The sequence below is a fragment of the Brucella pituitosa genome (genome assembly GCF_003049685.1).
Lineage (GTDB): Bacteria > Pseudomonadota > Alphaproteobacteria > Rhizobiales > Rhizobiaceae > Brucella > Brucella pituitosa.
The window spans coordinates 2,333,929-2,346,858 of sequence record NZ_PYSY02000001.1 but is presented as its reverse complement, the minus strand read 5'-3'; the positions used below and the strand labels follow the sequence as shown (position 1 = coordinate 2,346,858).

Here is a 12,930-nt window from a genome sequence, read left to right as displayed (position 1 = left end):
TGCGCGCAACCTTTCTTCATCTCCTGATTTTATCTGATAAGCTTTAAAGACATTCTTTGCACGACGAGAGGACCCATGGCGAAATCCGGCACTCCGCGACATTCCAAACCGGCCCGCAAGCCTGTGACGATCAATCTGGATCCGTCGGATGTTAAACGTGTTGACGAAGCGGCAAAACCACAGGCGACACTTCAGACGACGGTTCAGGCAACACCGGCAGCCGAGCCAGTAGGGGATTTCTCGAAGATGACCGATACAAAGCCTGCCGCCGCTGCTGCTCCAAAACCTGAACCCAAAGCGGAAAAGCCCCCCTTTACAGCTGGTGTTAAGCCTGAAACCTCAAGGGAAGCGCCGCACGCCTCCACGTCTGTACCGCCGGTATCTGAAAAGAAATCCGGTTCAGGCGGCGCTTATCTTCTGGCCGGCGTTGCCGGTGGCGTGATTGCGTTTGGCGGTCTGCTGGCTTTGCAATGGGGCAATGTGGTGCCTTCGCCGGGATCGCGCGTCACTGCCGAACAATTGGCGCGTATGGAGCAACAGATTGCCGATCTGCGCACCAATCCAGCGCCAGCGCCTCTGGATGATGCCAGCAAGGTGCAACTTGCCGATTTGCAGAAAAATGTCGAAGCGGCTGAGATCAAGTCTGAAGCTGTTGTCGGAAGTCTCACCGAAATTCAGCAGCAGTTTGCAGCACTGCCCAAGGCAGGCGAGGGCGGTTCTGCTCCGGTCGATATTTCTGCGTTGACCGAGCGTCTTGCAGCACTCGAATCGCAATTGAGCGATGCAAAAAGCCAGGCCGATCAGGTCGCGGCTGGTGTTTCGGGAAATAGCGGCACGATTTCGAGCCTTGAGCAGAAGCTGGTTTCGCTTCAGAACAAGGTGAGTGAAAGTGCGCGTCAGCCGGATGCATCGGCGCTGATTGCCGCCAACGCATTGAAGACGGCGATTGATCGCGGTGGTTCGTTCAAGGCGGAGCTCGAGACTTATGCGTCTGTTGCGCCACAGGATAAGTCGGTAGAAGGGTTGAGTGCTTTTGCCGATAAAGGTGTTCCGACCATCGCCGATCTCAATGCGTGGTTTGGACCTGTTGCAAACAAAATTATAGCTACAGAAAACAAGCTGCCTGCCGATGCAGGCGTATGGGATCAGCTTGTCGCCAGCGCCAAAGGTCTCGTCAGCGTGCGCCCCGTTGCAGGCAATGTGAGCGGGACGGGTGTTGGTCCGACCACAGCACGTATGGAAGCAGCCCTTCATGCCGGTGATCTTGAACGGGCAATCTCCGAATGGGAGCAATTGCCTGCTGATGCGAAAGCGGCTTCAGAAGAGTTTGCAGGCCAGATGAAGGCGCGGCACAACACAGATGCATTGATCCAGCGTCTTGTGACCGACAGCCTCAAGCCAAAGACCGCAACAGACGCCACGGCGCCAAACTAAGGAGGCGTCGTCTATGCTGCGTGTGATATTTTACTTCGCTATTGTTGTCGTTCTAGGATTTGGCTTTTCGTGGCTCGCGGATCGTCCGGGTGAGCTTGATGTCACCTTCGCTGGCAATCATTATAATGTGCCGCTGATTACCGCCGCTGCGGGTGTGGTGGCGATTGTTGCCGCGATCCTGATCCTCTGGTGGCTTATCAAGAGTATCATCCAGTCGCCTTATACGCTGCGCCGTCATTTCCGAGCCCGTAAACGCGACCGTGGCTATCAGTCACTATCAACCGGACTGATTGCTGCGGGTGCAGGCGATGCGGAGGCCGCACGCCGCATGAACAAGCAGGCAGCCAAGCTTTTGAACTCGGATCAGGAGCCACTGATCAAGCTTCTTGAAGCGCAGACTGCCATGCTGGAAGGCCGCACCGACGATGCCCGCAAGGGCTTTGAAGCCATGATTGAAGACCCGGAAACCAAGCTGCTTGGTTTGCGCGGTCTTTATATCGAAGCGCAGCGTGTCGGCGCGCGCGAGGCCGCTCGTCATTATGCGGCGGAAGCCGCAAAAGAAGCACCACAGCTTGAATGGGCATCCTCTGCCGTCATGGGCCAGCTCTGCTCTGAAGGCGATTGGGATGGTGCATTGAAGTTGGTGGATGCACGCAAACAGGCACTCGCTCACAGCAAGGATGTGGTGAAGAAGGAGCGCGCAGCGCTTCTCACTGCCAAAGCAATGGCGACGGTGGATGTGGATCATGCACATGCCAAGGTCATTGCGCTTGAAGCCAATAAGCTTGCGCCTGATCTGGTGCCTGCGGCTGTTGTTGCTGCACGTGCGCTGTTTGCCGATGGTGAAGTGCGCAAGGGCTCAAAAATTCTTGAAGCTGCCTGGAAGCGTTCGCCGCATCCCGATATTGCTTCGACCTATGTGTATGGTCGGGCAGGCGACACGGTGCAGGACCGTTTGAAACGGGCGAAACATCTGGTGACGCTGCGTTCAAACAATGCCGAAGGCAGTCTGGCGCTCGCACGTGCAGCTTATGAGGCCGGTGATTATCGTCTTGCGCGCGATAATGCTGAACAGGTGCTGCGCGGCTCTCCTCGGGAAAGCGCTTATCTGCTGCTTGCGGATATCGAAGAGGCCGAGACCGGCGATCAGGGCAAGGTGCGGCAGTGGCTTGCTCAGGCTGTCAAGGCGCCGCGCGATCCTGCATGGACGGCGGACGGCTATGTTTCCGAGCAATGGTCACCCGTGTCGCCTGTTACCGGACGCTTGAACAGCTTTGAATGGAAAGTGCCGGTTGAGCAGCTTTCGCCGGTGATTGAGATTGAAAAGCCGGAAATTGCGGAAGCAGTTCCGGATCACATCGCAGAAAGCAGGGCAATTGTTCCGGTCGAAAAACCTGCGCCTAAGCCAAAGTTTGAGGATGTGGTCGAGGCCGAAGTGGTTGTGCCTGAAGCCGAACCGGTAAAGGTTAAGACCGCACCGCTGCCGCCAAAAATCGCTGCGGTCGACAACCCAGCTGTGATCGATGCCATTTCACCAGAAAGTGCTGAAGATGATGCCGACGCTGTGAAAAACCGTACAGCGCATATCATTGTCGATGATCCTGGCGTGGATGAAAGCAAGTCATCACAGAAGGCGCCGAACGGGCTGCGGTTGTTCTAGGGTCTGTGGGGAATTAGTTTTGAAGCGTGGTATGGATGAAAATGGCTCAGGTTTAGGAGCAAAGCCGAAGGTGGAGTGGTTCTCGATCGAGGTTTTGCGACGCGAAGCTGGGCCATTTTCACCATATCCCTTTAGGACGTGGCGGATTTTCTCTCTGAATGCGTCGAACAGCCCTTATGGAGATACACTCCACGGCGTCCTGTTCTCCTGTTCAGAAACAAAATCCGTCTCACGCCACGCCCAAAACCTAATTCCCCACAGACCCTAGAGCATTTCCAGCAAAAGTGCGAAGCGGTTTTGCGTGAGGTAAATGCGGCGAAACAAATACTTAGAGCGGTTCCGGCGACTCCGTTTTGACTGTAACCGCTCTAAAATGACTTTTAAAGGGGGTGGGCTAATTGTTGCCTAAAGACCACGGCAACCCTCTCTTGAGCAGTCAAAACCGAGACAGGGCGGTTTGCCGTCTTGTGCCTCGCCATTAGCCCGCTATTTTCAATAGTTCTAAAGAACGGCGTTTTGCTGGCATAAGTGTTTTTGTGGCGAGGGTGAATGTTCGAGCGTTTGCTGGATTTTCTGAAAGAGTTGCCGGGCAACGGTTTACGTGAGCGGGGCGAAAAGTTTTCCGATGCCGACCCACGGCTTGCAGCAGCTGCCCTTCTGTTTCACATCATGGATGCGGATGGCGAAACGCGCGAAAGCGAGCGTGCAAAACTCTCGGCCATGCTTTCGCAGAAATATGGCCTCAAAGGTGATGCGCTTAAAAAGCTGATCAAGGCTGCAGAAGAAGCTGATCAGGAATCTATCAGCCTCTCAGATTTTACTTCCGTGCTGAAGCGTCATCTCGATTATCAGGCCCGCGTCGATTTCGTGGCCTTGATGTGGGAAATCGTTTACGCGGATGGGATCGTCAGCGAAGTAGAAGCAGATGTGATGTGGCGCGTCGCCCATCTCATCGGCGTCACCGAACAAGATCGCAATATGATCGAGGCGCGTGTCCGCGCAGCCAATAAGAGCGCGCCAGAGGTCTGACACGCTCTGGGGTTTAAGTTCTGCCCTGCAAATTGCGTGCTTTGCGCAATTGCGGGAACATGGCGGCCCAGGCGGCTGCAACGGCAATCGATCCAACGCCGCCAATCACCACCGCAGGAACCGCACCAATGGCAGCAGCCATCAACCCGGCACGGAATTCACCCAGCTCGTTAGAAGCGCCCACAAACACCATGTTGACCGCATTGACGCGACCGCGAACATGATCGGGCGTCCAGAGCTGCATCAGGGTTTCACGAATATAGACGCTGATCATATCGGCAGCACCGGCAAGGGCGAGAGCGACGATCGAAAGCCATGTCAGTGTTGAAACGCCGAAGATGATGTTGAACAGGCCAAACAGGGCAACAAAGACGAACATCACACGCCCGGCATGATCGCGGATCGGGTGGCCCGCAAGCCAGACCGCCGTGAGTACGGCACCGATGCCGGGAGCTGAGCGCAGAAGACCGAGCCCCCATGGACCGAGATCCAGAATATCGCGGGCATAGATTGGCAAAAGTGCAACCGTGCCGCCAAGCAGAACGGCGAAAAGATCGAGCGAAATGGCACCGAGTACGATCTTCTCTTTCCAGATATAGCGGAAGCCCGCGAGCATGGTGGAGAGCGAGCGCTCTTCTGTCGTTGTATGCTGTTTGGGCTTTGGAATGGAGAAGATCAGGATGGAGCCAGCGATCAGAAATACGGTCGCCACACCATAAGCCGCAATGTGTGAGACGCCGTAGAGCAGTCCACCTGCGACGGGGCCGACAATGGTCGCCACTTGCCATGCCGATGCGTTCCACGAAACTGCATTGGCGAAATCCTCGGTCGGAACCAGATTGACCACGAGGGAAGCGGAAGATGGTCCGAGGAATGCACGTGCCACGCCAAAGATCAGCAAGGCTGCAAAGACGGTCAGCGGCTCAAACAGTCCGGTGAGTGTCAGGACCAGCAATATTGCCGTGACCACGCTTTCAAGAATGAGCGACAGCCCCATAACGAGGCGTCGGCCAAAGCGATCGGCTGCGGCCCCGGTGAACAGAACAAGCAGCAATGCAGGCAGGAATTGCACCAGCCCGACCATGCCGAGATTGAAAGCGTCTCGGGTCTGGTCATAAATCTGCCAGCCGACGGAAACACTGACGATCTGGACGGCGAATGCACTCAGGAAGCGTGCTGCCCAGTATTTTTTGAATGGAGTATGACGGAATGCGGCATAGCGATCCGCATGAGAAGCATCGGTGCTGGGGGACATTGCTCAGGACATCTGTAAAAGGGAATTCTTTCTTACAGCAGTTTTTAGCGGGAAATGATCACTTTTTCTTGGAGAATCCCACGGTTCTGCAACATATGCGGAGTAGTTTTCTGTTTGTTGCTGATCGGGAAAAGCAAAAAGGCCGATATAAACCGGCCTTTTCGATGATTGTGCATGGTCTTTGTTGATCAGTTGGTGCTGATCAATCTTTACCGAGCAGGCCTTTCCAGATGATGGCACCAATCGCGGCACCTACAAGTGGGGCCACCCAGAACAGCCAGAGCTGCCCCAAAGCACCAGTTTCTGCAAACAGGGCCGCAGCCGCAGAACGGGCTGGATTGACCGATGTATTGCTGATTGGGATCGAGATCAGATGGATCAGGGTCAGAGAAAGGCCGATGGCAATCGGTGCAAAGCCCGATGGTACGGCTGATGAGGTCGAACCGAGAATGACGATGAGGAAGAACGCCGTCAGTACGATTTCAGCAATCAATGCCGCCGTGAGGCTAAAGCCACCGGGCGATAGCTCGCCATAGCCGTTGGACGCGAAGCCACCTGCCGTGAAGCCGGTCTTGCCGGTTGCAATGAGATAAAGAACGGCTGCCGCAGCAACGCCGCCCAGAACCTGTGCAACCCAGTAAGGGATGAGGTCTTTCGCCGGAAAACGTCCCGCAACCAGAAGGCCGAACGAGACGGCTGGATTGAAGTGGCCGCCGGAAATGCCGCCGACAGCATAAGCCATCGTCAGAACGGTCAGACCGAAGGCGAGAGCGACGCCAGAAAAGCCGATGCCCAGTTCAGGATAGGCTGCAGCGAAGATCGCGCTGCCGCAACCACCGAAGACGAGCCAGAATGTTCCGAAAAATTCCGCAGACAGTTTGTTCAACATGGAAGTCCCCAGTGTCGGTGCAGTGATAAATGCCGGTGCGAATCAGATAGCTAAATATATAGCCGGGTTTTTCTTACATCAATCGTGTTTAATTGGGCGATAAGTTTGTAGAAATTGTCGGATATTGCAATGATAGCAGTAAATTTCAGTTTGATTTTAATTTGTATTAGAATGTTCTTTTAAATAGTTCCAAACTTTCAAAACAGCCAGAAAAACCCATAAACTGGCCGCTTTTTGGCCTTAATTTAAATCATGCTTGGTTTTGTCTTGTATATTGCGGTCGTGGTCGCACGCGCGTTATAAGAAACTTGTTCATGCAGATAATTGCGATGAAAACGATCTCGGCAAAGCGGGTGTTTCGTGGGGCGTTATAGGGAGTTGCCAGCCTTGAAGATTCAAATTGAGGCACGAACATGCAGATCGATTCTGCAATCCGTGATGGTGGTTGCCGTTGGTGCGGTATTGTCCGGTTGTTCGGCCAGTGCATGGTCTGAAACGGTCAGGATCGACAGCGCTCCTGCTATGCCGAAGGAATGTGGCGGCTGGCAAAGGATCGACCTCAAGCAGCGTACGACCATGGTTCTGTTGCGTGAAGATGCTCGCCTCGTCACAGATATCGATTCCCATAATCTCAAAGGCCGCAATCTCGGTTGCTGGGAATAGCACTGTTTCTTTTCGCGCATCTCTTTGCCGAAAACCGTTTTGCACTTTTCGGTATGCGCCCTAAATTTTCCTGTCAAATTGGAGGCGATTTGACGATTGTCAGATCGTTTCGGATTTCTTTGCGCACATTCCAATAATTGCCTGAATGTTCTGCGTTATAAAAACACAATGCTCGCGCAATTTTTATTGATGATTCCAGTCGCGTTAACCTCACATTAACCATGGGGGTTAAAGGTCATTTTGATATCGATTTCATCCGTAGCCCAATCGGAATGCGGACAATTTAGAGAAGCACACCGGTGATACGTTTCGAGAATGTCGGCCTGAGATATGGAATGGGGCCAGAGATCCTCAAGGATGTCAGCTTTCATATTCCGCCGCGCTCATTCCAGTTCCTGACCGGCCCTTCCGGGGCAGGCAAGACGTCATTGCTGCGCCTCTTATTCATGGCACTGAAACCGACGCGCGGGCTGATCAATATTTTCGGCAAGGATGTCGCGCGGCTCGACCACAAGGAAGTGCCGCTTTTGCGTCGGCGGATCGGGATTGTTTTCCAGGATTTTCGGCTGCTCGATCATATGACGACCTATGAAAATGTAGCACTTCCGTTGCGTGTGCGCGGCAAGGAAGAGGCGACTTATCGGCATGAGGTGGAGGAACTTCTGCACTGGGTCGGGCTTGGCGACCGCATGAATGTGCTGCCGCCTGTACTTTCGGGCGGGGAAAAGCAGCGTGCTGCCATTGCACGCGCATTGATTGACCAACCCGAACTTCTGCTTGCGGATGAGCCGACAGGCAATGTTGATCCGCCACTAGCCAAACGTCTGTTGCGGCTTTTTGCAGAGCTTAACCGCTCAGGTACTGCTGTTATCATTGCGACGCACGATCTTTCCTTGATGGATCAGGTCAATGCACGGCGCATGGTTCTCGAACATGGGCGGCTCGATATCTATGATTGAAGCTGACAAAGACTGGCAAAGAGCTCTCCGGAAAGTCATGGACGATCTGCGCATACGCTTTGAAGACCTCAAGGATATGCTGATGGTCCGCATCGGTAAGCGCCGAAAGCGGCAAGGCCCAAGTCCAATCGTCCCAGATGGAAGCGTGACGGGTACGGCGCTGGTGATCGTGATCGCGATCATGACCTTTCTTGCCTGTCTTACCCTTGGTGGCGTGACTTTGGTGCGTGCTTCGGCTGCCCAATGGCAAAGCCAGATTGCGCGCGAGGCGACCATTCAGATCCGTCCTGTCGATGGGCTCGACATGGACAAGGCGCTTCAGGATGCAAGCGGTATTGCTCGCGGTTTTGCTGGCGTGAAAGACACCAGCATTATCGACAAGGATGCGACCGCTCGCTTGCTTGAGCCATGTCTTGGCAGCGGCCTCAATATCGATGAATTGCCGGTTCCGCGTCTGGTTGTTGTGACGATAGACGAAAATGCACCGCCGGATTTTGAAACCATGCGCGCTGAAATCACCCGCGCCATTCCGAGCGCAAGTTTTGATGACCATCGCACATGGGTCGACAGACTTGTTTCGATGGCCAATACGACGGTACTGATTGGTACGGGCGTCTTGTCGCTTGTGGTGGCGGCAACGGTCCTGACGGTTATCTTTGCCACCCGTGGCGCTATGTCCGGCAACGGGCATATCATCGAGGTTCTGCATTTCATTGGTGCGGAATCGAAATTCGTCGCGCGCGAATTTGAATGGCATTTCTTCCGCACAGCTCTTAAAGGCGCACTGTTTGGCGGTATGGCTGCCATGTTTGTGTTTTTCGTCTTTTCATGGTGGGCGTCGCGGCATATGGGGACACCGGCTGCAGATCAGGCTGCTGCGATGTTTGGCAATTTTGCCATTGGGCGCGACGGCTATATCGGCGCGGCTGCGATCATCATTCTGGTAAGTGTGCTGACGATGCTGACAAGTCGTCTGACCGTTGTTCGCCAGCTCTCCACGATGGATGGTCCGGGAGTGCGGGCCGAATGACTGTCTTTTTTGCCAATACCAACCGGAAGTCACGAATTTCCGGTAACTTTCCGAGTTATCGCCGCAATGATGGTTATGATAGCAAGGTGAGTGAACGCAAGGTTCAGAAAACGGTATTGGCGGAGCGTTCGGGAAGCGTTGATGCGGTGGCAGGCAGAGAAGCAAAGGCGGAAGCGCATAGGGGCGCTGTGGTGTGGCGCCGCAGCCCCACAACGGATGCGCCGTCTACACTTTTGCCATCCATGCTTGCGTTGGCTGTCGGTAAATTCATATGGTCTGTCCTGATGCGTATATTTCGACGACTTCAGCCTATTTCCATTGTGCTTTTTCTGGCCCTTGTCGCCTTTCTGATCGGCTTTGTCGCGTTCAGCGAGAAGGTCACCAGCATGCAATCGCCTGTGTTGGATGAGCCAGCGGACGCGATTGTCGTTCTGACCGGCGGGCAGTCGCGCATACAGGCGGCGCTCGATCTTCTGAAAGGGAAACAGGGCAAGCGCTTGCTGATCAGCGGCGTGCATCCGTCCACCACGGAAAAATCGCTACAGCGTGCAACGCATACCGATCCGAGCCTGTTTGATTGTTGCGTCGATCTGGATCGTTCGGCGCTTAACACTGTAGGTAATGCGACTGAAAGCGAACGCTGGATCCGCGCCAACAACTATCATCGCGTGATCGTCGTCACCAATAATTACCATATCCCGCGCAGCATCCTGGAGATGTCATACCGGATGCAGGACGTGGAATTTGTGCCCTATCCTGTGGTGAACGGCGAAAAGCGCGCTCATAGTTGGGTGGCCGAAGGCGATACGCTCCGAGTCCTGTTCATTGAATATGTCAAATATCTGGGAGCAGCTCTTCGTGTTGGTGGGGCGAAGATTTTCGGCGATACATTCACTCCCGACCTTGGCTGACACTGAATTGATCATTCGGCACTGAGATTTCCTTATGGAAAAAGTTGCGCTTCCTGATATATCGGGTGCCGCTGCTTTCTTGGAAAAGCTCCCAGTTTCTTTTTACCTGATCTGTTCGCGTCAAACCGATACGAAGACCAGGTTTAACCAAGGTTCTCGCCGATACGATGCTTCTCTATCTGCGCTCCATTTTATTCAATCTGGCTTTTTACGTCGGCACTCTCGTGCAGATGATCCTCTATACGCCGTTCTATTTTCTGCTTCCGCGCAAGAAAGCCTGGATTGTTCCCAAGACCTGGGCACGGGTTAATCTCTGGCTTCAGAAATATATTGCTGGCACCGATTATGTGATCGAAGGCCTCGATAATATTCCTGAAGGTGCTTATATCGTGGCGCCCAAACATCAGTCGGCCTGGGACACCTATGCTTTCCTGCCGCAGCTCGATGATCCGGTTTTGATCCTCAAGCGTGAACTGATGCGGATACCGCTCTTTGGCTGGTATGTTGCGAAGATGGAAATGATTCCGGTTGATCGTGGATCGCGCGTCAAGGCGCTGCATTCCATCACGAAAGGCGCGCAGAAGGCTATTGCCGAAGGTCGGCAGATTCTCATCTACCCTGAAGGAACGCGTCGTTCGCCGGGTGCGCCGCCGCAGTATAAATATGGCATCGTGCATCTCTACGAAGCGCTGAATCTTCCGGTTTTGCCGATAGCGCATAATGCCGGGCTTTACTGGCCGCGCCGTAAATTCCTGCGTTTTCCGGGGACTGTCCGTTGCCGTGTGCTGCCGCTTATTCCGGCAGGCCTCGAAAAGGAAGAATTTCTGCGTCGACTGATCGAGACAACAGAAACGGCCTGTGACGAACTTCTGGTCGCAGCAAGTCGTGACACCAACGCTCCACCCATGCCACCAACAGCCGTTCAGCGGCTGAAAGAACTGGGTGAATAATCACTAAATCGAACAAATAACCTGATCGCGCTCTATTCCATTCAAGAGAACGACAATTCGTCGCGTTTTGTTGAACTTTCGTTTTTCTTGCACGCAAACATGAAACCCGTTATCAGAGCGCGACACGAAAGGACCCATCATGAATATTGATGCTATCTCCATCGGCAACAATCCGCCAGAAGACGTCAACGTTATTATCGAAGTGCCGGTCGGTGGACAGCCGATCAAGTACGAGATGGACAAGAAGGCTGGCGCCCTGATTGTGGACCGCTTCCTCTACACACCTATGACCTATCCGGGCAATTACGGCTTCGTGCCGCATACGCTTTCGGAAGATGGCGACCCGATTGACGTTCTGGTTTGCAACACCCGTCCGCTGATCCCTGGCTGCGTGATCAATGTTCGCCCAATCGGCGTTCTGGTCATGGAAGACAATTCCGGCAAGGACGAGAAGATCATTGCAGTTCCTTCGCCAAACCTGACGCAGCGTTATGCCAAGGTACATGATTATTCCGATCTTCCGGAAATCACGCTGAAGCAGATCGCGCACTTCTTTGAACACTACAAGGATCTGGAGCCCGGCAAGTGGGTCAAGATCGGCGATTGGGGCGATGAAGATTACGCTCGCAAGTTCATCGTTGAAGCGATCGAACGTGCCAAGGGCAAATAATTAGCCTCGCAAAATTGAACAAAAACGCCCGGATGAAAGTCCGGGCGTTTTTGTTTGATCTGTTCTGAGCGTTCCCTAAAGAAGCACAGGAAGCAGCGTCGTCCACATGAACTGACGGATGAAGAAGATAATCAGCAGCACGACGATCGGCGAAATATCGATGCCGCCGAGATTGGGCAGGATATTACGGAGCGGGCGCAGAACCGGTTCGGTTACTTTGTAAAGAAACTCACCGATTGAAGCCACGAAGCGGTTGGAAGAATTGATGACGTTGAACGCATAGAGCCATGAGAAAACGGCACTAGCGATAATGATCCAAGTATAGATATCGAGCGCCAGATCAATGGTGCGGAACAATGCGATCATAAAGGTCTCCTTGGCAATCGGAGCGGTGCAGATCAGAAACTGACCCAGCTAGACCACTCCAACCCTTTGAATCTCTGCATCGTATTGTCCAAAATCCAGTCAGGCTCCGGAGCGATGCTTTAGCCGAGATGTAGCGGTTGCTTTGGGCAAGAACAAGGGCAAGCCGTGTAAGCAATGCAACTTTAATATCCATCGTATGCCTGCACGAGAAAACAGCCGCATTTTGCTTCAGTTGCAGCCAGAGTTTTCTGCGCTGTGCGTTCAGGCACCAATTTGTCTGCGATATTCGTCGGGCGTGATACCCATCAGTTTGCGAAACATGGCGATGAACGCCGATGCGCTGGCATAGCCAAGGTCCAGCGCTACATGTTCGACCTTGGCTCCCCCTTCGAGCAGCGGCATGGCTTTCAGCGTTCTGAGACGCTGTTTCCATTCAGGAAAGCTCATGCCAAGCTCCTGCTTGCAGCGGCGCATCAGTGTTCTTTCGGATGTATTTGCGACCTTTGCAAGATCGTGAAGTGTACGATTGTCGCTTGGATCGGCTTCCAGGATAGACAGGATTTTTTGCAGGGCAGGGTCGGTGCTGGAGGGGAGATAGGATCCGGCACATGGAGCAATCGCCAGTTGGTCGAGCAGTGTATGCAGCAGTCGCGTCTCCTGCGGTCGCTGCGGTTGCGATGGCTTCTTCATCCGCAGATGTTCAAGCAGGGTGCGGATCAATGGATTGAGATTGAGTGCGCAGGCCTTGGCTGGGAGATCGGTGCAAAGCTCTTCGGTCACATAGAGCGAGCAGTAGCATACTTCCTGACGATTGAGGCCCTGATGCTCAATATGCGGTGGAAGCCATATTCCATATTGAGGCGGGGCCAGCAGATGGCTGTCGCCAATGCGTACCTCCATCACACCAGTGAAGGAATAGACGAATTCCCCCCAATCGTGGCGATGCATGGGATAGCGTGCAGCCGGCGGCATGCAGGCTGTTCGAAAGAACAGCGGCTCCGGCAGGGCTTCTGTAAACGGAGGTTGATGCGTGGCTTCGAGGGCGATTACCGCCATTATGGCAATCCTGCGCTAAGGTTTGTCAGTTTTAAGCTATATGCTCTATACCTGACAA

The 12,930-nt window shown here is 53.8% G+C and carries 13 protein-coding genes; 9 read left to right on the top strand and 4 right to left on the bottom strand.

The annotated features are described in order from the left end of the window. Nucleotides 1-75: 75 nt before the first annotated feature. The 3 genes from C9380_RS11545 to C9380_RS11535 all read left to right on the top strand — a co-directional run bounded on the left by C9380_RS11545 (nt 76) and on the right by C9380_RS11535 (nt 4,123). Complete coding sequence (locus C9380_RS11545) at nt 76-1,434, top strand: COG4223 family protein (protein WP_128093568.1); 1,359 nt, start codon at nt 76-78, stop codon at nt 1,432-1,434. A 13-nt stretch (nt 1,435-1,447) separates the two neighbouring features. Next, nucleotides 1,448-3,094 (top strand): heme biosynthesis protein HemY, encoded by a 1,647-nt coding sequence (locus C9380_RS11540; protein WP_128093567.1) that lies wholly within the window; start codon nt 1,448-1,450, stop codon nt 3,092-3,094. 549 nt (nt 3,095-3,643) lie between these two features. Beyond that, a complete protein-coding gene (locus C9380_RS11535; RefSeq protein ID WP_024898566.1) occupies nt 3,644-4,123 on the top strand; it encodes a tellurite resistance TerB family protein in 480 nt (159 codons plus the stop codon). Nucleotides 4,124-4,136: 13 nt separating this feature from the next. On the opposite strand, the gene C9380_RS11530 is transcribed toward C9380_RS11535, so the two are convergent. Next, nucleotides 4,137-5,378: an MFS transporter gene (locus C9380_RS11530; RefSeq protein WP_128093566.1), complete on the bottom strand. Its 1,242-nt coding sequence runs from the start codon at nt 5,376-5,378 to the stop codon at nt 4,137-4,139. 202 nt (nt 5,379-5,580) lie between these two features. Continuing rightward, nucleotides 5,581-6,267: an aquaporin Z gene (gene aqpZ, locus C9380_RS11525; RefSeq protein ID WP_024898568.1), complete on the bottom strand. Its 687-nt coding sequence runs from the start codon at nt 6,265-6,267 to the stop codon at nt 5,581-5,583. A 387-nt stretch (nt 6,268-6,654) separates the two neighbouring features. On the opposite strand from aqpZ, the gene C9380_RS11520 reads away from it, so the two are divergent. From C9380_RS11520 to ppa, 6 genes are all read left to right on the top strand, one after another. Beyond that, nucleotides 6,655-6,930 carry a hypothetical protein gene (locus C9380_RS11520; RefSeq protein WP_100558485.1) on the top strand — a complete coding sequence of 92 codons (276 nt, stop codon included), beginning with the start codon at nt 6,655-6,657 and terminating at the stop codon, nt 6,928-6,930. 335 nt (nt 6,931-7,265) lie between these two features. After that, a complete protein-coding gene (gene ftsE, locus C9380_RS11515; protein ID WP_024898570.1) occupies nt 7,266-7,889 on the top strand; it encodes a cell division ATP-binding protein FtsE in 624 nt (207 codons plus the stop codon). 37 nt (nt 7,890-7,926) lie between these two features. Then, nucleotides 7,927-8,919, top strand: a complete 993-nt coding sequence (locus tag C9380_RS11510) for a cell division protein FtsX (RefSeq protein WP_435373146.1) — start codon at nt 7,927-7,929, stop codon at nt 8,917-8,919. Next, nucleotides 8,916-9,830 (top strand): YdcF family protein, encoded by a 915-nt coding sequence (locus C9380_RS11505; RefSeq protein ID WP_024898572.1) that lies wholly within the window; start codon nt 8,916-8,918, stop codon nt 9,828-9,830. Before C9380_RS11510 ends, C9380_RS11505 begins: the two co-directional genes overlap by 4 nt. A gap of 167 nt (nt 9,831-9,997) precedes the next feature. Next, nucleotides 9,998-10,780 (top strand): lysophospholipid acyltransferase family protein, encoded by a 783-nt coding sequence (locus C9380_RS11500; protein ID WP_024898573.1) that lies wholly within the window; start codon nt 9,998-10,000, stop codon nt 10,778-10,780. Between the two features lie 139 nt (nt 10,781-10,919). Next, nucleotides 10,920-11,450: an inorganic diphosphatase gene (ppa, locus tag C9380_RS11495; protein ID WP_024898574.1), complete on the top strand. Its 531-nt coding sequence runs from the start codon at nt 10,920-10,922 to the stop codon at nt 11,448-11,450. 75 nt (nt 11,451-11,525) lie between these two features. On the opposite strand, the gene C9380_RS11490 is transcribed toward ppa, so the two are convergent. Continuing rightward, nucleotides 11,526-11,816: a YggT family protein gene (locus C9380_RS11490; RefSeq protein ID WP_024898575.1), complete on the bottom strand. Its 291-nt coding sequence runs from the start codon at nt 11,814-11,816 to the stop codon at nt 11,526-11,528. Between the two features lie 261 nt (nt 11,817-12,077). Next, complete coding sequence (locus C9380_RS11485) at nt 12,078-12,872, bottom strand: AraC family transcriptional regulator (RefSeq protein WP_100558487.1); 795 nt, start codon at nt 12,870-12,872, stop codon at nt 12,078-12,080. Nucleotides 12,873-12,930: the final 58 nt, after the last annotated feature.

Excerpts from the sequence above, each read along its gene's own strand:
- C9380_RS11545 (WP_128093568.1), top strand. The coding sequence starts at position 76 with ATGGCGAAATCCGGCACTCCGCGACATTCCAAACCGGCCCGCAAGCCT.
- C9380_RS11540 (WP_128093567.1), top strand. The coding sequence starts at position 1,448 with ATGCTGCGTGTGATATTTTACTTCGCTATTGTTGTCGTTCTAGGATTT.
- C9380_RS11535 (WP_024898566.1), top strand. The coding sequence starts at position 3,644 with ATGTTCGAGCGTTTGCTGGATTTTCTGAAAGAGTTGCCGGGCAACGGT.
- C9380_RS11530 (WP_128093566.1), bottom strand. The coding sequence starts at position 5,378 with ATGTCCCCCAGCACCGATGCTTCTCATGCGGATCGCTATGCCGCATTC.
- aqpZ (WP_024898568.1), bottom strand. The coding sequence starts at position 6,267 with ATGTTGAACAAACTGTCTGCGGAATTTTTCGGAACATTCTGGCTCGTC.
- ftsE (WP_024898570.1), top strand. The coding sequence starts at position 7,266 with ATGGGGCCAGAGATCCTCAAGGATGTCAGCTTTCATATTCCGCCGCGC.
- C9380_RS11510 (WP_435373146.1), top strand. The coding sequence starts at position 7,927 with ATGGACGATCTGCGCATACGCTTTGAAGACCTCAAGGATATGCTGATG.
- C9380_RS11505 (WP_024898572.1), top strand. The coding sequence starts at position 8,916 with ATGACTGTCTTTTTTGCCAATACCAACCGGAAGTCACGAATTTCCGGT.
- C9380_RS11500 (WP_024898573.1), top strand. The coding sequence starts at position 9,998 with ATGCTTCTCTATCTGCGCTCCATTTTATTCAATCTGGCTTTTTACGTC.
- ppa (WP_024898574.1), top strand. The coding sequence starts at position 10,920 with ATGAATATTGATGCTATCTCCATCGGCAACAATCCGCCAGAAGACGTC.
- C9380_RS11490 (WP_024898575.1), bottom strand. The coding sequence starts at position 11,816 with ATGATCGCATTGTTCCGCACCATTGATCTGGCGCTCGATATCTATACT.
- C9380_RS11485 (WP_100558487.1), bottom strand. The coding sequence starts at position 12,872 with ATGGCGGTAATCGCCCTCGAAGCCACGCATCAACCTCCGTTTACAGAA.